The organism is Myxococcaceae bacterium JPH2, from assembly GCA_016458225.1.
Classification (GTDB): domain Bacteria; phylum Myxococcota; class Myxococcia; order Myxococcales; family Myxococcaceae; genus Citreicoccus.
This window is the reverse complement of record JAEMGR010000012.1, coordinates 189306-212215: the sequence shown is the minus strand read 5'-3', so window position 1 is coordinate 212215 and position 22910 is coordinate 189306. Positions and strand designations below refer to the sequence as shown.

The following is a 22910-nucleotide window of genomic DNA, read 5'->3' as shown; positions in this document are numbered from 1 at the left end:
ACAACAAGGAAGTCGACAGCTCGGGCCGCACCATGACGGGCGGCGTGGACAGCCGAGCCCTGGAGCGCCCCAAGCGCATCTTCGGCGCGGCGCGCGCGACGGAAGAGGCCGGCTCGCTCACCATCATCGGCACGGCGCTCATCGACACCGGCAGCCGCATGGACGAGGTCATCTTCGAGGAGTTCAAGGGCACGGGTAACTCCGAGGTGACGCTCGACCGGCTGCTCGCGGAGAAGCGCGTCTTCCCGGCCATCAACATCGCCCAGTCCGGCACGCGCAAGGAGGAGAAGCTCTTCACCCAGCGCGAGTACGAGAAGGTGAAGAAGCTGCGGCAGATGCTCTTCGCCGTGAAGCCGGTGGAGGCCATGGAGGCGCTCGTCAAACGGCTGTCGCGCTACACGTACAACGACGAGTTCCTCGACGAGTTGTAAGGCCCTCGCGGGGGTGGTGTGGCGGGCCCGGGTGTGCGTAAGGTGGAGCCATGATTCAAGGCTCGGGCCGCTGCCACTACCACCCGGACCGCGCCGGCCTCGGCGTCTGCGTGGAGTGCCGGCGGGTCATCTGCCGCGAGTGCACCACGCAGTTCGAGGGCATCAACCGCTGCGCCACCTGTCTCCAGCGTCGCCTGCAGGCGCTGGAGGGGCCGGCCGCGCGCAGTGACTGGAGCGTGGGCCACGTCCTGCTGGCGCTGATGGGCGTGGCCGCCGTCTGGGGTGGCATCCTCCTCGCCGCACACGTGGTGAGCTGAGCGATGGCCGTCTCCGCGCTGGAGCTGCGCCCCCGAGGCGCGGTGGACCTGATGGACGCAGCGGTGCGCCTGTGCTCGCGCAACGCTGGCGTGTGGGCCCTCACCCTTCCAGGTGGCGCCGCCGTGGTGGGCGCCTTGTTGCACCTGGTGGACGCGGTGAAGCGAGGCTTGCCGCTCGCGCTGCCGACCCTCGCGCTCACCCTCGCGTGGTTCCTGAGGGGCCTGTGCCAGGGAGCCGCCACGCACTACGTGCAGGAACTCCTCCTGGGGAAGCAATCCGAGGTCGCGCTGGGCCCCTCGTTGCGCGCGGCGCTGGGTCGCACGCCCAGCCTCTTCATCGCGGTGGCCTACCTCGCCGTGTTCCAGGTCATCACCGTGCCCCTCACCCTGGGCATCTCGCTCATCGTGCTGTCCGCGCAGTCCGTGGGCTACGCGGTGACCATGCACGGGCGCGGCAGTCCGCTGCGCCTCTATGCCCTGTGCACCCAGTTGCTCGGCCCGGCCCGCGGCACGGCGGTGGGCGTGCGGCTGCTCATGACCGTGCAGGTGTTCGCCCTGCTCAACCTCCACATCGGCGCCAACTTCCTGCTGCTGCTCGGGCGCAAGCTCCTGGGCGTGGACCTCACCTTCGCCGAGAGATTCGCCTCGCTGGACAATCCCTCCTGGCTGCTGTTCCTCGTGGCCATCACCTTCGCGCTGTTCGAGCCCGTGCGCGCGACCACGGCCACGCTCTTGCTGGTGGACGGGCGCGTGCGGCAGGAAGGGTTGGACCTGCTCGCCGCCGTGCAGCAGCTCCCGCCTCGGAGCACCCCGCGAGAGCCAGCGCGCTCGCACTCGGGCGTGGCCGCGATGCTGCTGGTGCTGATGGGCACGCTCCTCGTGGGGACGCCCGCGAACGCCGAGGGCGCGCCGAGCGTGCGCGAGCGCCTGGAGGCCGTGGCGAGGTCCTGTGAGGCCCCCGAGGTCGCGCAGGACGCGCGGCTGGGCACGGTGGACGCGCTGCAAGCCACGGAGCGAGGAGCGCTGGAGCGACTGGCGAGCCACGTGGAGCGCCTCGCCCAGGATGAAGAAGACTGTGACGCGGCGTTGAGCGTGATGGAGCAAGGCCTGGATCAAGCCCTGGCCACCGCGAAGCAGACGCCCCACGCCGATTCACGGAACGCGGCCGCGCGCGCGCGCGACATCCTGGCGCGGCCTGAGTTCCAGGTCGCGCCTCCGGACGAACCCAAGGTCAACGAGCCGCCGGCGCCGCCTGCACCGCCGGGCTGGTTCAGCAAGTTCATCGACTGGCTGAACAAGTGGCTGAGCGAACTCTTCAAGCGCCAGGAACCGCCCCCGACGCCCGACCTCCCGATGGCGCCGTGGATGTCTGGGGGCACCATGGCCAATGGGCTGGTGGTGGTGCTCGTCGGGGCGACGCTCTGCGTGCTGGCCTGGGTGTTGATCCGCACGCTGCGCACGCGCACGCCCCAGGATGCCGAGGGCGCGCTCGACGTCACGGCCATCGCCACCGACGCGCAGGCCGCCGATACACAGAACGCGCTGTCTCGTCCGCCCGAGGGATGGGCCCACCTCGCGGACGAGCTGGCCGCGCGCGGCGAGTACCGCGAGGCGGTGCGCAGCCTGTACCTGGCGCTGCTGTCCCGGCTCCACCGCGACGGCGCCATCATGTACGACGTGACGCTGAGCAACTGGGACTACCTGCGCACCTTCCGAGGCCGTGCGGAGTGGAGGCCCTCCTTCCGCGAGCTGACGTACCGCTTCGACTTCGCGTGGTACGGCAACACGCACGTGGGTGCCGAGGGTTACCGAGAGTTCCGCGCGCTCACCTCGCCCATCCTCGCGCCAACGCCGGAGGCCTCCGGTGCGTGACCGTTTCCCACTGCTCGTCATCGGGGCCCTGGTGCTGACGGCGGTGCTGGGCACCCTCCTGGTGCGGAGCGCCGCGCGCGCGAGCTTCGCGGATCCGCTGTCGACCTACCGTGCGGAAGAGAGCGGCACGCGCGCCTTGTTCCTGCTCGCGCAAGAGAGTGGCCTGCCGGTGGTCCGCCGCATGTCGGACCTGCGCCTCGTCAACGGCCCCGCGTCGCTGGTGCTGCTGTCGGTGGAGATGGATGACGCCCGCGAGGAGGACCCCGACCAGACGCAGCTCGCCGCGCAGAACGACGCGGGGCTGAGTGACGAGGAGACGCCCCACACCGGCTTCAACAAGTACCGCGCCCACCCCGTGGACGCCGCCGAGCTGAAGCAGCTCCTCGCGAGCGTGGAGGCAGGCGGCACGCTCGTGTACGTGCCGTGGGGCTCGCAAGAGAACCCGCTGCTGGATGCCCTTCACGTCACGCTGGACAAGGCGGACACCTCGCTGCCCATGCGCACGCTGGTGCCGGCGATGCCCACGCCTTACACGCGCGGCGTGCAGCGCGTGGAGGCGCGAGTGCAGGCGTATCTGCGGTTGCCCGAGGACGCCGTGCCGGTGCTCGACGACGAGCGCCTGGACAGGCCTGTCGCGGCGCTCGTTCCGCACGGGCAGGGACACGTGCTCATCCTCGGCGCGCCCGAGCTGGCGATGAACCAGGCCCTCGCGCGCGCGGACAACGCGCAGTTCTGGTTGAGCACGCTCGCCGCGATGGGCTCGCGACCGATTGAGTTCGACGAGTACCACCACGGCTTCACCAACGAGCGCTCCCTCATCGACTTCGCGCGCCGATATGGGTTGCACTTCGCCGTCGCGCAGCTCCTGCTCGGCGTGGCGCTGTGGGCCGTGTCGCTCAAGCGCTTCGGCCGACCGCATCCGCCCGCCGAGGCGGTGCGCGTGGGCGCCACCGATGCCCTCTTCGCCATGGGGCGGCTGTACCGCGAGGGCCGCCACCACGCCTTCGCGGCCGGCCTCATCGCGCAGGGGCTGACGCAGCAGCTCGCCCTGTACGCAGGCATGCAAGCCCAGTCGCAGGCGCGCGCCGTCGCGGAGGGCCTCACCGCGCGAGGGCGCGAGGACCTGGCCCAGGGACTCCTGGCCGTCGCGCACGAAGCCACCTCCGCGACCACCGACACCGCTCTCCAGCAACTCGCCGCGCATGCCGCCCGCGTGCGCGAGCGCATCCACCCGGCCGGGCACTCCCGGCCCCTCACTGGTACGCCATGAACGCCACCCCTCCCGTCCCCTCCTTCGTCCCGGCCGGATCCGCCGTGCAGGCGGCCCACGCCATCCGCGAGGGCGTGCTCGCCGAGGTGCGCAAGGCCGTCGTCGGTCAGGACGAGCCGCTGGAGCTGATGCTGTGCGGCCTCCTCGCGGGCGGCCACGTGTTGCTGGAAGGCGTGCCGGGCGTCGCGAAGACGTTGATGGCCAAGGCGCTCGCGCGCAGCGTCAGCTCGGACTTCAAGCGCATCCAGTTCACGCCGGACCTGATGCCCACGGACATCCTGGGCACGAGCGTGTTCGACCTGAAGTCCCAGTCCTTCGTGTTGGTGCGCGGCCCCATCTTCACGGACCTCTTGCTGGCGGATGAAATCAACCGCGCGCCCGCGAAGACGCAGTCCGCCCTGCTGGAGGCCATGCAGGAGCGCGGCGTGTCGCTGGAGGGCCGCCACCTGGCGCTCTCTCCCCTCTTCACCGTGTTCGCCACGCAGAACCCGGTGGAGTCCGAGGGCACGTATCCGCTGCCCGAGGCGCAGCTCGATCGCTTCCTGCTCAAGATTGACGTGGGCTATCCCGCGCCGGACGAGGAGGACGCCATCCTCGCGTCGGTGCACCGAGGCTTCGACTCGGGTGACCTGGCGCGCGCGGGCGTGAGTCCGGCGGTGACGAAGGAAGGCCTGCTGGCGGCGCGTGCGGCGCTCAGCGAGGTCAACGTGGAGGCGCCCGTCCTGGCCTACATCCGCAAGCTGGTGGCCGCGACGCGGACCTCCGGTCGGATCCGCTTGGGCGCCGGCCCTCGCGCGGGCGTGCACCTGCTGCTGGCCGCCAAGGCCCTCGCGGCGCTGCGAGGCCGCGGCTTCGTCACGCCAGACGACGTGCGCTTCCTGGCGGGCCCCGTGCTCAAGCACCGCCTCCTCCTGTCACCGGACGCGGAGCTGGACGGCGCCACGCCCTCGGACGTGCTGCGCGAGGTGGTGCAGAGCGTGGAGGTCCCGCGGTGATTCCCACTGGGCGCCTGTGGGCGCTCCTCGCGCTGCTCGCGCTGCCCATGGCGGCAGCGGGCTTCTTCCCCGGGCTGGGAGGCGCGGTGCTGGCCATGGACGCGGTGGCGCTCGCGCTCGCCGCGCTCGACCTGGCGCTCGCGCGACGGGTGCGGCTGACGGTCGAGCGCACCTTGCCGCAGCGCCTCAACGTCGGCGTGCCCAACAAGGTCGAGCTGCGCTTCGTGGTGCGCTCGGGTCGTCCGGTGGTGGCGCAGGTGAAGGACGACGTCCCCGAGTCCTTCACCGCCATCCCCGAGGATGCCCTGCTGCGCCTCGCGCCAGACAGCCAGACGCGCTGGATGTACCGGGTGACGCCCGAGCGCCGAGGCCGGTTCGGCTTCGGTGACGTGCACGTGCGCGTCGCGGGGCCGCTGGGGCTGATGCGCCACGAGCGCACCTATCCGTCAGCCCAGAGCATCTCCGTCTACCCAGACCTGCGCGGCGCCAGCCGGCTCCTCTTGTCCGGAGCGGCGCTGGACCTGGTGAACCTGGGACTGCGGCAGCTTCGCCGCGACGGGCGAGGCAGCGAGTTCGCGCGCCTGCGGGACTACGCGCAAGGCGACAGCGTGCGCGACGTGGACTGGAAGGCCACCGCGCGCCGAGGCAAGCCCGTCACGCGGGTGATGGAAGCGGAGCGCTCGCAGACGCTGCTCATCTGCGTGGACTCAGGCCGAGCCATGGCCGCGCGAGTGGACGGTCTCACCAAGCTGGACCACGCGGTGAACGCGGCCCTGTTCCTGGCCTTCGTGGCGGTGCGCAATGGGGACCGCGTGGGGCTGGCGGTCTTCGCGGATGGCGTGAAGACATACCTGCCTCCCGCGGCCGGGCGCGGGCAGTACCGGAAGATTGTCGACGCGCTCTACTCCGTCACGCCGAGCCTCACGTACGTGGACTACCTGGCGCTCTTCAAGGAGCTGAACGTCCGGCTGGCGCGGCGCAGCCTGCTGTGTGTCTTCACGGACTTCCTCGACGAGGAGCAGGCCTCCACGCTCGTCGCGCCGCTGCACCGACTGGCGCGGCGGCACGTGCCGCTGTGCTTGTCGGTCAAGGACACCGCCCTCCAGAAGCTGCTGGCCACCCCTCCGCCCAGCGCAGAAGAAGCCTTCCAGCACGCCGTCGCCTCGGAGCTGCTCGCGGACCGCGAGGTGCTCAAGGCCCGAGTGAGCCAAGGCGGCGTGCAGATGCTGGACGTGCAGCCGGACGAGCTGCACCTGGCCGCCGTGAACCGCTACCTGGACATCAAGGCCCGAGGCGTCCTGTAGCGCCGTCGGCGAGCGTCACGGGCAGCGGCAGCCACCCCACGAAGCGCGTGTCGGTGGCGTTTCCGCGCGCCAGGTGCAGCACGCGCTTGAAGATGGCGTAGATGCGGAAGAACGCCTCCAGCCCCAGGCGCTGGACGCGGCTCAGGCCCCGGGCGCTGCACACCACCTTCGGGTCACCGCGTCCCGAGTCGACGAAGCCAAGCACCGCGACCACGCGCATTCGCACGTGGCTGCCACGGCGCAGGCGTGCACCCAGGACGATTGCGTCCAGCGGGTCACCATCGTCCGCGACGAGGCCCGGGATGGAGCCGTAGTTGTACGGGCACGGCACGGGGGACACGAAGTCGACGGTTCCGTCCGCGCGGCGCTTCGTGAACGAGAAGCGCGGGCACTCGATGACGACCTCCGGCTCAGCGGGCAGCGGAGGCAGGGACAGGCGAGGCGACTCGGGCACGCGGGCGGTCTATCACGGGCTGGGAGCCCTGTCCGGACACGGCGCGCCGTCAGCTCGGCGTGCGTTCCGCCTTCACGCCGCGCAGCCAGTCCGACAGCAGGTAGGCGTACACGCCCGCGCCCACCACCAGCGCGAAGGAGATCTTGAACGCCACCGAAAGCCGCGGCGGATGAATCTGGGAGATGGAACCTTCGATACAACCCGCGAGCACGAACAACGCGAGCGTTCCGAACAGCAGCTTCACCGCGGTGATGGCCTCCTGCCGAAGCGCCTGGCGGCGAGAGAGGCCCTGAGGCGCCACCATTCCCCGCGCGATGACGAGTCCGGCCGCGCCCGCGATGCAGATGGCGGTGATCTCAGGGATGCCGTGCGGAAGGATCCACGCCCAGAACCACCCCGCCAAGCCCTTGGCCGCGTACACCTGCGCGAGCGCGCCCAGGAACAGGCCGTTGACGAACAACATCACCGCGGTGCCCAGTCCCAGCGTCACGCCGAGCGCGAAGCAGAAGAACGCCACCTGGATGTTGTGCGTGAACAGGAAGGACGAGAACTGGGCCTGGTCCTGCACTGTCATGCCCTCGCCCGAGGCCTCGCGGTCGGCACGCGCGGCGGGGTCCAACTCGCGGTGGTCAGCCGGCACCAGGTACTGCGCGGCATCCGGGTCCACCATCATGCCCACGTAGCCGAAGCCGACGCCCGCGAGCATGAGCAGCACCGCGGCCACGTACATGCGCCACTCGCGATGCAGCACGGCCGGGAAGCCGCGCGACACGAAGCCCCAGACATCCGCCCACCGAGGCCGCTGTCCTGGATACGTGAGCGCGTACGCCCGCCCCACGAGGTCGTTGAGATAGGCGCTCACGTCCGCGGAGCCGCTGCGCGCGCGAACCCAGAGCAGGTCACTGGAGGCGGCCCGGTAGAGCCGACCCAGCGAGCGAGCGTCCTCCAGGCTGAGCCCGCGCAACCCACCGCGCTCCGACTTGTCCAGCAGGGACTCCAGCCTCTCCCAGCGCGGCCGGCGCGACTCGATGAACTCCGCCATCTCCATGGCGCGCGAGTCTACCGCATCCGCGCGCCCTTCCGCCCCGCGCGAGCCTCATGGGAAAACGCGCGGATGACCTGGCGATGGACATGTCTCTTGGTGGGAATGGTGGCACTGGGGTCCGGCTGCGCGACGTCTCGCGCCTTGTGTCCCGAGGAGGGAGGCCGACCCTGGCGTGAGGTGCGCAGCCAGCACTTCCGAGTCCAGACGAACCTGGACTCGAAGGCGGCGGCGAAGTCCGCGGTGGAAATGGAGGAGTTCCGCCGCTCGCTGCTCCTCGCGTGGGGCGACCAGTTCGATCCGCCCGGGACGCTGGACGTCATCCTCGTGAGCAACCTGGAGGAGCTGCGGGAGTTCGCGCATGACCAGGTGGGTGGATTCGTGGCGATCACCACCACGGGATTGACGATGGTGATGACCGGAGCGGGTGGGTATCTGTTCGCGGACACCTCGGGGGACAAGGCCACCCAGGCGCACGAGCTGGCGCACTACCTGAGCGCGTTCGCCCTGCCACGCCAGCCGCGCTGGCTCGCCGAAGGACTGGCCGAGTACCTGGAGACCGTCACCATCAAGCCGAGCACCCGCGACGTGGTCCTCGGCCGCGTCGACCTCCGGAACGTGGGCTACCTGCGTGCCCATGGGTGGTTGAGCGTGGAGGAGCTGTGGGATTGGGACAAGAACACCGATCTCGACGCAGCAGAGCAGCGGCGGCACTACGCCTCGGCCTGGCTCTGGGTCCACTACCTCATCAACGAGCACGGCGACCGCTTCGCGGACTTCGAGAACCGACTGGCCCGGGGCGAAGAGCCTCGCAACGCCTACAGCGCGGCGTTCAAGGGTGTGCCGAATCCAGGTGAGGGCCTCCCGAACTACATCCAGATCGGTCGCTACGCCGTCCTCACCCAGCCACTTCCCGCGGTGAATCCCCAGGTGCAGGAGCACCCGATGACGCCGGCGGAGGTGCACAGCGTGCGAGCGCGCCTGTTCAAGCTGGCGCCCTCGACCCGCACGCCCCAGGAGACCCAGGCGCTCTTCGAGCGGGAACTGGCCCAGGCGTTGAAGGAGGACTCCACGAGCGTCGCCGCCAACCAGCTGTACGCGGAGACTCTCGAGAAGCCCGAGCAGCAACTGGCTCGCGCCAGACCCCTCGTGCAGCAACACCCTGAGGATGGCCGGGCGTGGTTGATGCTGGCGGAGTCCTTGCGCGCGACTGGCAGCGCGGCCGAGGAACAAGAGAAGGCCTTCCAGCGCGCGGTGGAGCTGCTCCCTGACAGCCCCACGGCCCACAACGGCCTCGCCTGGTTCTACGCCAACACGACGCACCCGGAGCGAGGCCTCGCCGCCGCCGCCCGCGCGGTCGCGCTCAAGCCCGGGGACTCCGCCATCCTGGACACCTACGCGGCCCTGCTCTTCCAGACCCACCGATGCCCGGAAGCGCTCGCGCTCCAGCAGCGCGCCGTGGACATGATTCACGAGCGAGCGCCGGCCACGTTCCGCGGAACGCTGGAGCAGCGGCGGGCGCAGTACGAAGCAGCCTGCGCCAAGCCCTCCACCCCGAAACCCTGAGTCCCGCGCGGCCATCGCCCCGCAACGAAGAAGCGCCGGGGGTTCCAGTTCAGGAACCCACCGGCGCTTCGGGAGCAACGGGCCTCCGAGGGAGGCGCCCTGCTACTTCAGCTGCTTCTCCAGCGGCTTCGACTCGGTGGTCGCCAGCTTCTGCGTCCAGTCCACCACCGGCGTCTGCCAGGCCATGCCCGTCTCGGTCGGCTCGCTGTCGAACTTCTCGAACTCGAAGCCGTCACCGCCGAAGTAGAGGTACTCGATGGTGGCCACGGTGTACTCGGCCTTCGGGTCGATCGCCTTGCCCTTCGCGTCCTTGAACTTGCCCTTGCCCGCCGCGGTGAAGCCCGCGACCAGCGCGTTCGGGTTCGCAAGCTGGGTGACCAGGTCCGCGCCCTTCAGCTTCACGGTCATGAGCGAGTTCTCGAACGGCATGACCGAGTAGACGGTGCCGCGGGTGATGGGGCCCGCCGGCAGCGCGCCACGGATGCCACCCTTGTTGAGGATGACGCCATCCGTGCCAAGCACGTCCCGCACCGAGCCCGCGACCCACTTCGCCATCTGCGGCGAGTCCTGCGCGATGCCCGCCTTGCTGAAACCGATCTGCTGGCCCAGGACCTCGTCGATCTTCGCCTTCCAACCGGAGATGATCTTCGCCGTCTCCGCGTCGGGCGTGCCACCGGCCACGTCCACCACCTGGGTCTCCGCGGCCTTCACCTTCTCACCCGCGGGCTTCGCCGCGTCGAAGGTGATGCGCGTGCGCGCGTAGTTCTCGAACCCGCGGCGCAGGGACACGAACGTGGTGTCCCCCACCTTCTTGGGCTCGGTCGACTGATGGCACCGGCCACCGGCCACGAGCGCCAGCTTCCACTCGGGGTGACTGGTGACCGCGGCCTCCAACTCGGTGGGGCACATGTCCGCGACGACCACCACGGCATCGGCGCCCGCCTTGCGCGCCTCGGGAATCGCCACCGCCAGCGCGTCGGCGGGCGGCGTCACCTCGAGGCCCTCGGCGCGGCCGGACATCGCCGTGCGCACCGTCTTCGCCGAGGTGAGGCCCACCACCGCCACCTTGAAGCCCCGCCGCTCGAACACCTGGAACGCCGGAACCGAGAGGTCACCCGCCAGCGAGGCGTCCTTCACTTTCAAGTTCGCGGCCAGGAACGGGAAGCCACCCGCGGCGCGGTTCTTGAGGAAGGGCTCCTTGCCGAACGACAGCTCGTGGTTGCCCAGCGCGGAGGCCGCATAGCCCATGTGGCCCATGACCTCGGCCGTCGGCGCGCCCAGGAAGAAGGACGAGATGGCCGGACCGTTCCAATGGTCACCCGTCGCGAGCGCCAGCGTCCCGGAGTCCGGGCACGAGGCCTGTCCATCCTTCAGCGGGCCCGGGCAGTGCTTCTCCTCGGTCACCCAGCGCCCCATGAGTTCGGCCGCGCCACCCTTGCCATCGGCGGGCAGCAGCTGCCCCCACGCGCCCCCCGTCACGAGCAGCGTGACCTCGGGAGGAACCGTGGGCTTGGCCTGCACCTCGGCCTGGGCCGCGGCGGGCGGAGGCGGTGCCGGAGGAGCGCTCTTCTCACAGCCAACGAGTGCGCCCAGGGCGAGGACCAGCGCACCGGACGACAGCCGAGGCTGGCTTGGGGAACGACGGGACGGACGGAAGAGAGGAAGTTTCTGGCTCACGGCACCGCCTTTAGCACATTCAAGGCGTGGTAGCGTGGGGGCGATGGCCGGTACGGAAGGTAAGAATTCCAGGCATTTACGAGGTAGCGGAGACGTCTCGGCACGTGCCCAGCAGCTCTGGGACGAAGTGCGCGATGGCGCGGGACACTTCCAGTCCTGGAGGGGCCAGACGCCGCGCGGTTGGCTGCGTCAGTTCGTCCATGGGTTGAGCCTGCCCTTCCACATCGCGCATGAGGTCCTGCGCACCCCGGAGGCGCAGCGCCGCTATCTGCGCGTCTGCCTGATGCAAACGGCCGCGACGCTGCTCGTGGCCCTCGTCTTCACGGGCATCAACCAGAGCGACTCGGACGACGACGATGCCCCGCCCAGGAACGTCCAGGTCCGGGCGGAGAAGCAGCGCAAGCGCGCCGAGGCCATTCGCGAGCGCGCCGAGGCCATTCGTGAGCGCGCCAAGGCCCGAGCCCAGGCGAAGGACCCCAAGCTGGAGGCAGCCGCGCTTGCCACCCAGCGCTCAGCCGAGGCCCTGGCCGATGGCGGCTCGCCCATGGCGCTGGCGCAGGCGGTGAGTGCACTGGTCCAGGAGGCCACCCGCTCCGCGGAGGAGTCCGCGCGAGGGGAGCACGAGGCGTCCGGCACGCACGCGCCCCCACCCGGAGGGACGCCGCACGAAGGCGAAATCCCCTCCGCGCCACCGCACGCGACAGCCGTCGACGAACACCTCCACGAGAAAGCCCCCGAAGTCGACTCGGACGACAGCGATGACGACGAGGACGGGGCGGACCTGGATGAAGCCATCAACGCGGCGGCGAACTCGCTCGAAGCCAAAATCGACAAGCCGCCGTCTCACGGCTTCACGACCGGGAGCATTGCGTTCTGGGCCGCGCTCTTCGGCACCATGCACATCGCCCAGTGGATCGTCCTCGCCTTGTCGCGCGACTACCACACGGCCATCGCGCGCGACGCGAGCCTGCTGACGGGAGTCCCTGCGGAAGACGACCCCTTCTCGCCGCGCGTGCGCCTCAACACGGTGTGGCTGCGCAGCAAGCTGAAGCGGCGGATCCGCGCGTTGATCCACTTCGCCGTGGGTCTCCCCTTCGCGGCGCTGCTGGCGGCGCCGTTCCCGTTCAAGCACGAGGTGTTCACCACCCTCAGCTCTCTCTGGGGACTCTGGTGGCTGTGCGTCTACACCGCGGCCAAGAGCGCGCGTGCCTGGGAGAACCCCGCGCCCGCGGACCCGTGGTTCCTGCGTGGCTGGGACTGGGTCACCACGCACGTGCCCGGCTTTCGGTGGGGGCTGCCGCGCGCCTACGGGCGACTCTTGCGGCGCGTGACGAACGAGGTCCGCTCCCCCATGGCGGCAATGGAGCAGCTGCCCTGGTCCTACGCGGGGCTCGCGCTGGTGCGCTTTGTCGGCTCGGTGCCGCCGCTCAAGTTCTTCACCCGGCCCCTCATTCCCGTCTCCTCGGCCCACTTGCTCGTGGCCCAGAAAGCCACCGAGCCCGCGACGGAAACCGCGCCCGCGCCCGAAGCCGCGCTGGACTAAGGCCCAAACCGACTACGCCTCGGGAGGCGTGCCACCCGAGGGCACGACTCCGCCCTGAGCCATCGGTGCGGGATGGGTCGCCGCAGGCTGCGCGCCCAGCTCCAAGCGCCCACCCGCCTCGCGAAGCGCGGGCAGGTCGATGACGCTCTGCAACTGCTGACTTACCGAGCGGAAGAAGCCGGTGAGCAGTTCGGGCCGGTCCGCGAGCAGGTCGAGGAAGTCTCGCCGGTCGATGACGAGCACCCGCGTATCCAGCGCCGCCACCATGTCGGTGGGCCGAGGAGCGCCATCCAGGAGGCTGACCTCACCGATGGCTTCCTTGCTCTGGAAGCGCAGCACGTGCTCGCCGTTGCGCAGGGCATCCACGGCGCCATCGACGATGACGTAGAGCGCGTCTCCGGGGTCGCCCTGGCTGTAGATGCGCTCGCCTGCGCGGAACGAGGCCTCGCGAGCAACGGCGGCGATGGCCGCGATGTCGTCCACGTCGCTCTGCGAGAAGACACTCACGCCCTCGAGGGCGAACATCCGTTGGACCACGCGGTCGCTCAAGTCACCCTCCTGCGGCAACACATCCAGCCCGTTCAACCGAGCCACGTGCCGCGCGCATGCACGCAGCACCACGTCCTCGCTCTGCACCAACGCGGCCAGCCTGCGCCACAGCCGTCCCGGGGCTCCGGGCGGAAGCTCGCGGTGGTGGGCCTCTACCTGCTCCATCACCAGCTCGCGGTCGGCCTCGTCGACCAGGTTCTCCATCAACTCCAGCGCGTAGGCCCGGCGTCGTCCGTCGTGCCCGACGAGGTGCTGGTGGATGCGGCGCATGGCCTGCGGCGGATGCAGGAGTCCCAACAAGAAGAAGGACAACTCCAGCGCCTGGTCCAGCCGGTCCCCCACCGCGCGCGTCAACAGCGAGCGATCCCCCAGGGCCGCGCGCACGTCGCGGAACACACCCACGAGCTGCCGATACGCATCGCGCCGCCGCCCCAGTGCCTCGCGCACGCGCTCGACATCCACCGGGTGCTCAGGGTGCTCATCGCGCAGCCGAGACAGCTGCGCTCCGATGCGGAAGTGCAGGCTCGCGTCATCACGAACGTTGGAGAACAGCAGCGCGTTGAGCGCGGCCGACGAGCCAATGCCTCGCAGGACGCGAGGCAGTTGCAACCGCATCGCCAGGGGCGCCCCCTTGTTGTTGAGCTGAAGCTCCAACAAGGGCGTCAGCGCGTCGCCCAGTTCGACGAGCGCCTCGCGGGCCGCACGCCGCTCCTCGCGCCACGTGAGGAATGGCAGGAGCCGAGGCGCCAGCTCCACGTAGCCGCCCTCGCCCACCGCCGCCAGCGCCACGCGCCGCACGGAGACATCCATGTCGTCCAGGTAGCGCGACAAGGGTGATGCGAAGCGCGTGTCCTTGAGTCTCCCGAGCAGCTTCGCCACCTCGCGCCGCTCCGCCACGGGTGCTTGCTCGCCACGCGCCAGGAGTTCCTGCAAGGACTCCAGCGCGGCGGCACTCCCTTGCGTGCGCACGAGCGCGCCAATGGCCGCGCATCGCAGTCCCGCGTCCGGGCTGCTCAGCAAGGGTGGCAAGAGTCGCGCGGCGCGCTCGGGGGACAGCTGCGCCAGGGCCCAGACCGCCAGGTCTCGCGGGCGCCGTGGCCCTTCTTCCACCAACCGCTCCAACGTGGGCGCCAGCTCCCGCGCATCCAGGTCCAGCGCCAGTTGGACACCGCGCTCCATCACCCGCTCGTGCGCATGGCGCAGCAGCGCGGGCACGTGGGCTCTCAGCGGCACCTCGGCCTGGGCCAGCATGTCCAACGCGCGCAGCACGCGCTCGGGCGCGCTGGCGTTGAGCAACTCCACCAGCAGCCGCTCCTCCTCGCCCCGCAGCTCGACGTCTTCTTCTTCATGCGCGCCCACCTGCTCGCCCAGCGCGGACACATAGGCGGGCTTGAGGCGCACGAGCAGCAGCACACCGAGCGCCGCGCACAGGGCCACCACCGCCACCGCCATGGTCAGACCGTTGGCGGCACGTCCCGCGCCGATGAGAAGCAGGCCCGCCAGCACCACGCCGCCCTTGCGCAAGAGCCCGTCCACCGCGCTGCGAAGCCCCTCGCGGTGGCCATCGGGCAGCGCCGCGTAGAGCAATTGGATGCCCACCGGCAGGATGGAATAGCTGACCGCGGTCTCCACCAGCCGCAGCAGGTGCACGGGCCACAGGCGCGGCGTGACGAGCGTGGCGATGGCGAGTGGCGCCAGCACCATGGGCACCAGCGCCAGGTACGTGAGCAGCCCGAGTCGCTTGAGGAGCCGCTCCGCCGCGAGGAGCTGGAAGGCGACGCAGAAGAGGCCAATCCAGAGCTGGAGCTGCCCGAAGAGCGCCGCCAGCCCGTCCTCGCTCAGCGTCCCCTCCACGCGGAGGCGGAAGAGGTAGTCGACAAAGGACGACAGCACTGCGAACGCGATACCCAGCGCCGCCAGCACCTGCGCGTAGGGGCTCTGCGCCAGATAGCCCCAGGCCGCGAATGAAGCCGCCAGCGGGCGCGTGCCCGGAGGAGGAGGCGGCGGCGCCGTCTTGTACAGGTGATGGAAGATGGCCCCGGCCGCCAGCAAGCTCAGCGCGCCGCTGGCCACCACCGCGGGCGTCCCCAGGGGAAGCGCCAGCCCCTGCACGAGCAGACCGCCCACGATGCCGCCGCCCATCGCGAACCCGTTGAGCGCGGTGAAGGCGCGCCGCGCTTCACGCGCATCGAACGCGGAGGCCATCCGCCCCCAGAAGCGCAGCGACACGAACGTGCTGAACGTGTCCGCGAACAGATACAGCGCCAGCGCCGGCATGCGCTGCCCCGTTGACAGCGCCGCCGCGAGGCCCAGCGCGATGACTCCCCCCAAGCCCGTCAGCAGTCCGGGAGACTCCGTCGCAGACGACGGCCTCCCCCGAGGCAGCATCGTGAGCGCCGCCGTCATCAAGGCCCCGAGCAGGTACAGGTACGGCAGGGCCTGGGACTCGAAGCGCGACAACACCAACGCGTTGGCGGCCGTCTTCAATTGGGTCACGCCCGCGATGAGCGCGAACTGGAAGGCGGCCGCCGGCACGATGCGGCGGTTCCAGGCAGATGAGGGGGTCGGGGCGGCCACGGGTACGGGAGTCCTGGGAGGATAGACCAACACCCCGACAGCCGGGAATAACACCCAGCCCCCCTCCAGGGACAAGGTGCTCGGAGCGAACATCGACACCGTGGACCGCCACGGCGCGCGGCGGCTGCCCTACACTGGTCCGGTGACGCCCGCCAGCGATACCCTGCTCGACGGCACCCACACGGTGCTGACTCCTGAATACGTCGAATTCCGCTTCACGCTCGCGGGCGTGTACTCGCGCCTCCTCGCCTGGCTGCTGGACGCGCTGCTGGTGCTCGTGGGCACGGCGGTGGTGTTGATCGGCCTCCAGTTCGCGATGGTCGTCTTCCCGGGCTTCGCGAGCGCCCTGGCCATCGTCGTCTACTTCCTCATCGACTGGGGCTACGCCATCGCGCTGGAGTCCGCGTGGAGCGGCCAGACGGTGGGCAAGCGCATCATGGGCCTGCGGGTCATCCAGGAGAGCGGCGTGCGGATCGGCTTCTACCACGCGGCGCTGCGCAACCTGGCGCGGCCAGTGGACCGACTGCCGCTCTTCTATCTGGTGGGCGGCGTGGCGGCGATGGCGTCTCGCTCGAACCAGCGGCTGGGCGACCTGCTGGCGGGGACCATCGTCGTGCGCGAGCGACGCCTCAAGGTGCCCTCGGCGCTGGGCACCACGGGGGACGAGGGCCTCCTGGCGGATCCGCTGTTCGTCTCGCGGGTGAAGCGGCTCACCACCGAGGAGCGGGAGCTGGTGCTGTCGGCCGCCGTGCGCCGCGAGGAGCTGGGCATCGAGGCCCGCCTTCGGCTGTTCTCGGCGCTCGGGGCGCGGCTACAAGATGCCTTGGCGATGGAGAAGCCGGCCCACCTCTCGGACGAGAAGTGGACGCTCCTGGTGGCCACGGCCCTGCTGCCGCGCCCGGCGCGGAACTCCGGCGCTAGAAGTACGCCGCCACGCCCGCCGAGGCCGTCAGCGACTTCTGCGTCTTCTCGTTGAGGGCGATGTAGAAGTTGTACTGCGCCCGGATGCCCATGCTCACGGTGTCGCTGACGAAGTAGTCCACGCCGACGTTGGGCCCGATGCCCACGAAGTTGCTCGTCGTGTTCTTGAGGACCACCAGGTAGCTGATGTCCGAGCCGACATAGGGCCGGATCGACTCCTCCATGAACAGGTAGCGGATGCCCAGGGACGGGGCCAGGCCCACCACGCGCTTATCGTCGGCGACGGAGCGGGGGAACATGATCTTCGTGAGCGACACCAGCTCGAAGCCGCTCTCGATGTAGAGGCTCGCATCAATCCCGAGGAACGGAGTGCCCTCGAGGCCCGCGGTCCGCTTGAAGTCCATGTAGCCCAGCGAGACGCCGATGCTGTGATTGGCGAACTGCGCCCGGGCGGGAGTCGCGCCCAGCAGGGCGGCGACGACGGCAACAGAGAAGAAGAAGGTACGCATGGCAGCGGACTCTAACGCCAGCCTAACCCTCGGAAAACAGCTCGGATTCAGGCCCACCCGGACATTGCTTCACGGGGGGGCGCTCTCCTACACTCGGGCCGCCATGCGTCTTCGCCGCCTTGTCCTCGCGCTGTCGGTCGCCGCCATGCTGCCCTTGGCTGCCTGCTTGAATACCCCCCCGCCGCATGAGCGGGCGTTGATCAACAACGAGCTGTGCGCCCAGGAACTGCAAAAGGGTGACTACCAGCGCGCGACCGTCTACTGCGATCTGGGTCTGGAGTTCTCGCCGCAGTACGCGGACCTCTGGGCGAACAAGGGCCTCATCGCCATGGGCATGGACGACAAGAAGCGGGCCAAGGAGTATTTCATCAAGGCCCTGCGCTACAACCAGGAGCACCTCCAGTCGTACCAGAACCTGGGCGCCATCTACCTGGAGGAAGGTGCCTACGGAAAGGCGCACGACAACTTCCGCCGCGCCCTGCAGGTGAACCCGGACAACCTCGAGTCGCGTTACGACCTCGGGCTCACCTACATGAAGATGGAGAAGATGGAGCAGGCGAAGAAGGAGTTCAACACCATCCTCGCCGTCAATCCGAACATCTCCAACGCGCACCACAACCTGGGCATCATCGCCTTCCAGGAGCACGACCTGGACACGGCCGCCGACCACCTCGCGCAGGCCGCGCAGCTGACCCCGGACGCGACGGAAGTGTGGCACGACCTGGGCACCGTGCTGTTGGAGCAGAGCCGCTTCGTCGAGGCGCGTGAGGCCTTCGGCAACTGCGTGCGCCTGGACGAGCAGAACTCGAGCTGCCTCAACAACCTGGCGGTCGCCCAGCGCAAGGCGGCGCTCACGGACTCGGCCCTCAAGGAGCTGAAGGACACCCAGACGGCGGAGAACAGCGCCCCGGCGCTGTACCTGCTCGCGCGCCAGTACAAGGACAAGGGCCTGCTCGCGGAAGAGGAAGGCGCCTACCGCAAGTGCGTGAAGCTGGACGCGAAGTTCGCGCCCTGCCACTTCGGCCTCTTCCAGATCTTCTCCGAGGCCCACAAGCAGCAGCACGCCGAGGCCGCGTGCAAGAACTTCATGAAGTACGGCACGTCCGAGGAGTTCCCGACCGAGTACCAGACGTGCGAGAAGTTCCTCAACAGCGCCGCCTTCTAGGCCCGCCCGTTCCCTCTGGTATCGACTCTTCGCGATGAGCGTTCGTCTGACCGTCACGCAGCGCAGCGACGCAGGGGCGAGCCCAGGCACCGAGGTCGTCCTTGACGACGCGGTCATCACCCTGGGCCGGGACAAGTCCTGCCAGATCGTGCTCCCACAGCAGGCAGTGTCGCGCAACCACGCGCGCATCGTCCAGGAGGGGAGCATCTACTTCCTGGAGGACCTGGGCAGCGCCTACGGCACGCAGATCAACGGGAAGGCCCTGCCCAAGGGCGAGAAGCGCCTGCTGCGCAACGGGGACGTCATCGCGGTCGCGCAGTACGACGTGCGCTTCGATCGCGTGACGGAGCTGGCCGCAGAGTCGGGCTCGGAGAAGACGTCCTTCATCGCCCGGGGCATGGTGAAGGACGTCATGCGCGGGCTGGCCAACTCGGATGAGCGCTACCTGCGCTACATGAACGGGCCGCGCGAAGGCCAGCGCATCGAGATCTCCGACGCCAAGGAGTTCGTCTTCGGCCGGGACGACAAAGAGGCGGACATCGTCCTGAAGGACGACCTCGTCTCGCGTCGCCACGCCAAGGTGCGCCGTGACTGGTCCGGCACGCACGTGGAAGACCTGGGCAGCCGCAACGGCATTCGCGTCAACAAGAAGCGGGTGAACCGCAAGGCGCTGAAGGACGGCGACGAGTTGGAGGTGGGCAGCACGCGACTGCTCTACGTGGACCCCACCGAGCCCGCGGAAGAGTCCGTCTCGCTCTCGGCGGACGTGGCCGCGCCGGCCCCAGCGCCCTCCCCTCCCCGTCCGTCCGCCGTGCGCCGCGACGCCAAGGCCACGGAGTCCGCCGAGGAGTCCGCGCCTGTCGCCGAGGAGCCTGCTCCCGAGCCCGCCGCGGAAGACCCCGCCCCGCCCGCGGAAGAGCCCGCGCCGGAGCCGCCCCCCGAGCCCGAGCCGCCGCCCCCGGAACCTGAGCCCGAGCCCGCCGCGCCCAGCGGCATCCGGGCCGCGCTCGGGGACAAGCAGAAGCTCGTGCCGCTCGTCGTGATGGGCGTCGTGGGACTCGTCTTCCTCATCCTGATGATCGCCGTGCTCGTCGGAGCCTGAGCGCTCCGGCGCCGCCCGCGCGAGCACCACCCCAGCGCATCGCGTGAGCCTGCCCGGCAGGAAGCGCTCACCAGGGCATCGCGAGGCAACGCCCACACGCCGCCTCGCGAGCCACACACGCGCAGCGAGGCTCGCACGAGCACATCGCGCAGCAACGCGTCCTGCGCCTCGCGAGCGATTCGAACGAGGTGCGTGCGAGCACGTGTCTTCGCGTGCGCGGCAGCGCCATTGTGTTTGCGGAGCAGCGCGGGCCGGCCCACTTGAGGGGGCCGGCCTTCGCGCGAGGAACTACCGCGAGGTCGAGATGCGAGCGACCGGCTGGATGTTCAGGTCCGGCGACAGCTCCTGGTAGCTGAGCACGGAGAACGACGGCGTGAACTCGTACTCCAGCAGTTTGCGGACGTAGCGCCGGATGTCCATGGCGGTGAGGATGACCGGGCGCTGCGCGCTGGGCGGCAGGTGTCCGCACTCCGAGCGTACGGCCTGGACGATCTCCGCGGCGATCTCCGGCTCCAGCGCGAGGTGCGCGCCCGCCGAGGTCCGCTTGATGGAGCTGCGGATCGCTTCCTCGATCTGCGGATCCAACAGGTAGACGACCAGCGTCCCCGTGCCGCGCGCGTACTTGTGCGAGATGTAGCGGCGCAGCGAGGCACGGACATGCTCGGTGAGCATGACGTTGTCCGCCTCCACCTGCCCGTACTCCGCCAGGGCCTGGAGGATGCCGCGCAGGTCGCGGATGGAGATCTCCTCCTCCGTCAGGCGGCTCAGGATGTCCGTCAGCTTGAGCACGTTGACGACCTTCGGCACCACCTCCTTGACGATGGCGGGGAAGGCCTTCTCCAACTGCTCCAGCATCGTCTGCGTCTCCTGCACGCCCACGAACTCGCGGGCGTTCTTCCGCAGCAGCGCGGCCATGTGCAGGATGATGTAGCCAGGCACGTCCCACGTGGTGAGGCCCGCGGCCTCCAGCGTCTCGCGGTACTGCTCCGGCACCCACGCGGCGGGCTGACGCGTGGCGGGGTTCACCGCCTCGAAGCCCTGGATGTTCATCAACCGCAGGCGATCCACCGTGTCGTTGACCAGGATGTGGCCCAGCGTGGCCTGGCCCGTGACGATGGGAACCTCGTTGAGTTGAATCTGGTACGCGCCCGGCGGCAGCGAGCCGTTGCCGCGCGCGCGCACGCCCGGGAAGCGAACGCCCAGCTCCACGAAAAGGCCGTCGCGCATGAACGGGACGAGTTCGAAGAGGAACTTGCCGTTGTCCTGCCGCGAGTCCACGTAGGGCACGAGGGCATCGGACACCTCGAGCACGATGGGCGTGACCACGGGGATGAACAGCTCGGAGTCCGGATTCATCGACTCCTTGGGCGCCGGCTCCGACGACATCGGCGTGCCGTTCTCCATCTCCATGGACGGAGGCGCATCCTCGCCAGCAGCCTCGGCATCCTTCGCCTTCAGCATCTTCCAGGCGCCAAAGCCCGCGCCCGCGCCCAGGAAGAAGAACGGAATCTTGGGCAGACCCGGGATGAGGCCGAGCGCGATGAGCATGCCCGAGGCGATGGCGATGGCCTTCGGGTACGCGGTGAGCTGGCTGCCCACGTCCTTGCCGAGGTGGGCACCCTCCTCTTCACCACCGACGCGCGTCACGATGATGCCGGCGCAGGTGGAGATGAGGATGGCCGGAATCATGCCGACCAGACCGTCACCGATGGTGAGCAGCGTGTACTTCTGCGCCGCGTCCCCCACCGCCAACCCCTTCTGGGTCACGCCGATGATGAGGCCACCGACGATGTTGATGACGGTGATGATGATGGACGCGATGGCGTCGCCCTTCACGAACTTCATGGCGCCGTCCATGGCGCCGAAGAGCTGGCTCTCGCGCTCCAGGTCACGGCGCTTCTTCTTGCCCTGGTCCTGATCGATGACGCCCGCGCGCAGGTCCGCGTCGATGGACATCTGCTTGCCGGGCATGGCGTCGAGGGTGAAGCGGGCGGCCACTTCGGCCACGCGCTCCGAGCCCTTCGAGATGACGATGAAGTTCACCACCACCAGAATGAGGAAGATGATCATTCCGACGATGAAGTTGCCCTGCACCACGAACTTTCCGAACGCCACGACCACCTCACCCGGGTCACCGGTGAGGAGGATGAGTCGGGTGGTGGAGATGGTCAGTGCCAGCCGGAACATCGTGGTGATGAGCAGCAGTGTCGGGAACACCGACAAGTGCAGCGCAGCCGGCACGTAGAGCGAGATGAGGAGCAGGACCACCGAGATGCTGATGTTGAGCGTCAGCAGCACGTCCAGCAGCAGTGTGGGCAGCGGGACGATCATCATCCCGACGATGGCCACGACCACGATCGCCAGGACGATGTCGGAGTATTTGGACAGGAAGCTGTTCGGGTCGGCGGTAGCCATCGGCGGGCTGCCATCCTAGTCCGCGCGGGCCCTCGACCCCAAGGGGGCAGCCCGCGGCGGAGAGAGGAAGTTCCTGAAGCTCAGGAACGGGAGGCGGCGCCCGAGGCACCGTCGGAGGCCTGAGCCTCCTCGGCGCTCTCCAGCGCTGCGGCGGCGAGCATCCGGGCGCGGTTGCTCAAGGGGTCCTTGTTCTCCGGGTCCAGCGACACGGCGTGCTGGAAATCCTGGGCCGCGTCCATCACCCGGCCCTGCCGGAGATACGCCTCGCCCCGGTTCACGAACGGCGTGAGGTCCGAGGGATCCAACTCGATGGCGCGATTGAAGTACGACACGGCCTGCTCCAGGTCCTCGAGCGCCAGGAAGCAGGCGCCCAGGGCCGTCTGGAAGTAGGCCTCGGTCGAGTCCATGGCCGCCAGCGTCTGGAAGATCGCGAGCGACTCGCTGAACTGGCCATCCTGGAACAGGTTGAAGCCCTCAGTGGCCCGCTCGAGCATCTCGGGGCCGGAGAGCGGCTTCGGGGTGTCGTTCGACAGGGGGTCCTTCGATTCAGTCGTCATCTGCGCGTTCACCGGGGCGAGGGCAGCAGCGGCCGGGAGTCTAGCGTGAGGCCCCCGCGCATCCAAACGGGGGCGGCTCGGAAGCGATTCTCCAGCTACCAGGACTGCTCGGCCTGCGCCTTCGCCTTCGCCATGATGTCGTTCATCGACTTGTCGATGATCGACTTGAAGATGTAGGCCGAGGAGGACTCCTTGCTGTAGATGTCCTTCACGTTCTTCTTGATGTCGTCGAGCGACGCGTTCGGGTGATCACGAAGGTACTCGTTGACCTTCTTGTCGATCTTCTCCTGCGTCGCCTTGCCCGTCGCCTCGCCCAGGTTGCCCATGAAGCTCGCGTAGGCGTTCTTCGTCTGGCCGACGACCGCCTGGGTGTACTGGTCCCGGTTCTCCGGCGTCAGGCTCTCCGACGGGGAGCTCTCCAGCATCTTCTGGTAGGCCTGGAAGACCGCGTCCTGCGAAGCCGCCGTGGGGTCCGCGCTGTTCGACTTCGGGGCCTGCGTGGTGCGGCTGGTCGCCGGGGTCGCCGTGGTGCGGGGAGCGGAGCTCGAAATCGAAGGGGGAGCCATGGATTGCTTCCTCGTTTTCCAATGATGCGTTTTCCTGATTATCGATCGAACTGGCGGAGAAGTTGCCAGTCCCACAGG

Annotated in this window: 19 protein-coding genes; 11 read left to right on the top strand and 8 right to left on the bottom strand. The window is 69.3% G+C overall.

The features are described 5' to 3' along the window. From JGU66_20430 to JGU66_20405, 6 genes are all read left to right on the top strand, one after another. On the top strand, positions 1-431 hold a 431-nt coding region (locus JGU66_20430; protein MBJ6763142.1), incomplete at its 5' end, for a transcription termination factor Rho. A 50-nt stretch (positions 432-481) separates the two neighbouring features. Further along, complete coding sequence (locus JGU66_20425) at positions 482-748, top strand: hypothetical protein (GenBank protein MBJ6763141.1); 267 nt, start codon at positions 482-484, stop codon at positions 746-748. Between the two features lie 3 nt (positions 749-751). Continuing rightward, on the top strand, positions 752-2620 hold the full coding sequence (locus tag JGU66_20420; GenBank protein ID MBJ6763140.1) for a DUF4129 domain-containing protein: 1869 nt from the start codon (positions 752-754) through the stop codon (positions 2618-2620). Then, a complete protein-coding gene (locus JGU66_20415; protein ID MBJ6763139.1) occupies positions 2613-3890 on the top strand; it encodes a hypothetical protein in 1278 nt (425 codons plus the stop codon). The genes JGU66_20420 and JGU66_20415 overlap by 8 nt, the downstream gene beginning before the upstream one ends. Continuing rightward, entirely contained in the window at positions 3887-4885 is a 999-nt protein-coding gene (locus JGU66_20410; protein ID MBJ6763138.1) for a MoxR family ATPase, read from the top strand. Before JGU66_20415 ends, JGU66_20410 begins: the two co-directional genes overlap by 4 nt. After that, positions 4882-6189 (top strand): DUF58 domain-containing protein, encoded by a 1308-nt coding sequence (locus JGU66_20405; protein ID MBJ6763137.1) that lies wholly within the window; start codon positions 4882-4884, stop codon positions 6187-6189. Before JGU66_20410 ends, JGU66_20405 begins: the two co-directional genes overlap by 4 nt. Here the strand turns inward: JGU66_20405 and JGU66_20400 are convergent. Together JGU66_20400 and JGU66_20395 are read right to left on the bottom strand one after the other, a co-directional pair. Continuing rightward, entirely contained in the window at positions 6167-6643 is a 477-nt protein-coding gene (locus JGU66_20400; GenBank protein MBJ6763136.1) for an inorganic diphosphatase, read from the bottom strand. The genes JGU66_20405 and JGU66_20400 overlap by 23 nt on opposite strands. Positions 6644-6692: 49 nt before the next feature. After that, positions 6693-7691 carry a stage II sporulation protein M gene (locus tag JGU66_20395; GenBank protein ID MBJ6763135.1) on the bottom strand — a complete coding sequence of 333 codons (999 nt, stop codon included), beginning with the start codon at positions 7689-7691 and terminating at the stop codon, positions 6693-6695. 66 nt (positions 7692-7757) lie between these two features. Between JGU66_20395 and JGU66_20390 the strand changes: the two genes are divergently transcribed. Beyond that, positions 7758-9251 (top strand): DUF1570 domain-containing protein, encoded by a 1494-nt coding sequence (locus tag JGU66_20390; GenBank protein ID MBJ6763134.1) that lies wholly within the window; start codon positions 7758-7760, stop codon positions 9249-9251. A 102-nt stretch (positions 9252-9353) separates the two neighbouring features. Here the strand turns inward: JGU66_20390 and JGU66_20385 are convergent, their stop codons facing one another. Then, positions 9354-10928, bottom strand: coding sequence for a bifunctional metallophosphatase/5'-nucleotidase (locus JGU66_20385; protein MBJ6763133.1), 1575 nt, complete (start codon positions 10926-10928; stop codon positions 9354-9356). A 127-nt stretch (positions 10929-11055) separates the two neighbouring features. Between JGU66_20385 and JGU66_20380 the strand changes: the two genes are divergently transcribed. After that, a complete protein-coding gene (locus JGU66_20380) occupies positions 11056-12471 on the top strand; it encodes a hypothetical protein (protein ID MBJ6763132.1) in 1416 nt (471 codons plus the stop codon). A gap of 12 nt (positions 12472-12483) precedes the next feature. Here the strand turns inward: JGU66_20380 and JGU66_20375 are convergent, their stop codons facing one another. Continuing rightward, positions 12484-15690 carry a cyclic nucleotide-binding domain-containing protein gene (locus tag JGU66_20375; GenBank protein MBJ6763131.1) on the bottom strand — a complete coding sequence of 1069 codons (3207 nt, stop codon included), beginning with the start codon at positions 15688-15690 and terminating at the stop codon, positions 12484-12486. A 49-nt stretch (positions 15691-15739) separates the two neighbouring features. On the opposite strand from JGU66_20375, the gene JGU66_20370 reads away from it, so the two are divergent. Continuing rightward, positions 15740-16573 (top strand): RDD family protein, encoded by an 834-nt coding sequence (locus JGU66_20370; protein MBJ6763130.1) that lies wholly within the window; start codon positions 15740-15742, stop codon positions 16571-16573. Here the strand turns inward: JGU66_20370 and JGU66_20365 are convergent. Continuing rightward, positions 16515-17027, bottom strand: coding sequence for a hypothetical protein (locus JGU66_20365; GenBank protein MBJ6763129.1), 513 nt, complete (start codon positions 17025-17027; stop codon positions 16515-16517). The genes JGU66_20370 and JGU66_20365 overlap by 59 nt on opposite strands. Before the next feature lie 103 nt (positions 17028-17130). Between JGU66_20365 and JGU66_20360 the strand changes: the two genes are divergently transcribed. Further along, complete coding sequence (locus tag JGU66_20360; protein ID MBJ6763128.1) at positions 17131-18192, top strand: tetratricopeptide repeat protein; 1062 nt, start codon at positions 17131-17133, stop codon at positions 18190-18192. Between the two features lie 34 nt (positions 18193-18226). After that, entirely contained in the window at positions 18227-19294 is a 1068-nt protein-coding gene (locus tag JGU66_20355) for an FHA domain-containing protein (GenBank protein ID MBJ6763127.1), read from the top strand. A gap of 288 nt (positions 19295-19582) precedes the next feature. Here JGU66_20355 and sctV read toward each other — a convergent pair whose 3' ends face one another. The 3 genes from sctV to JGU66_20340 form a co-directional block, all read right to left on the bottom strand. Further along, positions 19583-21709 carry a type III secretion system export apparatus subunit SctV gene (gene sctV / locus JGU66_20350; GenBank protein ID MBJ6763126.1) on the bottom strand — a complete coding sequence of 709 codons (2127 nt, stop codon included), beginning with the start codon at positions 21707-21709 and terminating at the stop codon, positions 19583-19585. Positions 21710-21789: 80 nt separating this feature from the next. Further along, positions 21790-22266 carry a tetratricopeptide repeat protein gene (locus JGU66_20345; protein ID MBJ6763125.1) on the bottom strand — a complete coding sequence of 159 codons (477 nt, stop codon included), beginning with the start codon at positions 22264-22266 and terminating at the stop codon, positions 21790-21792. A 95-nt stretch (positions 22267-22361) separates the two neighbouring features. Next, on the bottom strand, positions 22362-22832 hold the full coding sequence (locus JGU66_20340) for a hypothetical protein (protein MBJ6763124.1): 471 nt from the start codon (positions 22830-22832) through the stop codon (positions 22362-22364). Between the last annotated feature and the right edge of the window lie 78 nt (positions 22833-22910).

Excerpts from the sequence above, each read along its gene's own strand:
- JGU66_20425 (MBJ6763141.1), top strand. The coding sequence starts at position 482 with ATGATTCAAGGCTCGGGCCGCTGCCACTACCACCCGGACCGCGCCGGC.
- JGU66_20420 (MBJ6763140.1), top strand. The coding sequence starts at position 752 with ATGGCCGTCTCCGCGCTGGAGCTGCGCCCCCGAGGCGCGGTGGACCTG.
- JGU66_20410 (MBJ6763138.1), top strand. The coding sequence starts at position 3,887 with ATGAACGCCACCCCTCCCGTCCCCTCCTTCGTCCCGGCCGGATCCGCC.
- JGU66_20395 (MBJ6763135.1), bottom strand. The coding sequence starts at position 7,691 with ATGGAGATGGCGGAGTTCATCGAGTCGCGCCGGCCGCGCTGGGAGAGG.
- JGU66_20390 (MBJ6763134.1), top strand. The coding sequence starts at position 7,758 with ATGACCTGGCGATGGACATGTCTCTTGGTGGGAATGGTGGCACTGGGG.
- JGU66_20375 (MBJ6763131.1), bottom strand. The coding sequence starts at position 15,690 with ATGTTCGCTCCGAGCACCTTGTCCCTGGAGGGGGGCTGGGTGTTATTC.
- JGU66_20365 (MBJ6763129.1), bottom strand. The coding sequence starts at position 17,027 with ATGCGTACCTTCTTCTTCTCTGTTGCCGTCGTCGCCGCCCTGCTGGGC.
- JGU66_20360 (MBJ6763128.1), top strand. The coding sequence starts at position 17,131 with ATGCGTCTTCGCCGCCTTGTCCTCGCGCTGTCGGTCGCCGCCATGCTG.
- JGU66_20355 (MBJ6763127.1), top strand. The coding sequence starts at position 18,227 with ATGAGCGTTCGTCTGACCGTCACGCAGCGCAGCGACGCAGGGGCGAGC.
- sctV (MBJ6763126.1), bottom strand. The coding sequence starts at position 21,709 with ATGGCTACCGCCGACCCGAACAGCTTCCTGTCCAAATACTCCGACATC.
- JGU66_20345 (MBJ6763125.1), bottom strand. The coding sequence starts at position 22,266 with ATGACGACTGAATCGAAGGACCCCCTGTCGAACGACACCCCGAAGCCG.
- JGU66_20340 (MBJ6763124.1), bottom strand. The coding sequence starts at position 22,832 with ATGGCTCCCCCTTCGATTTCGAGCTCCGCTCCCCGCACCACGGCGACC.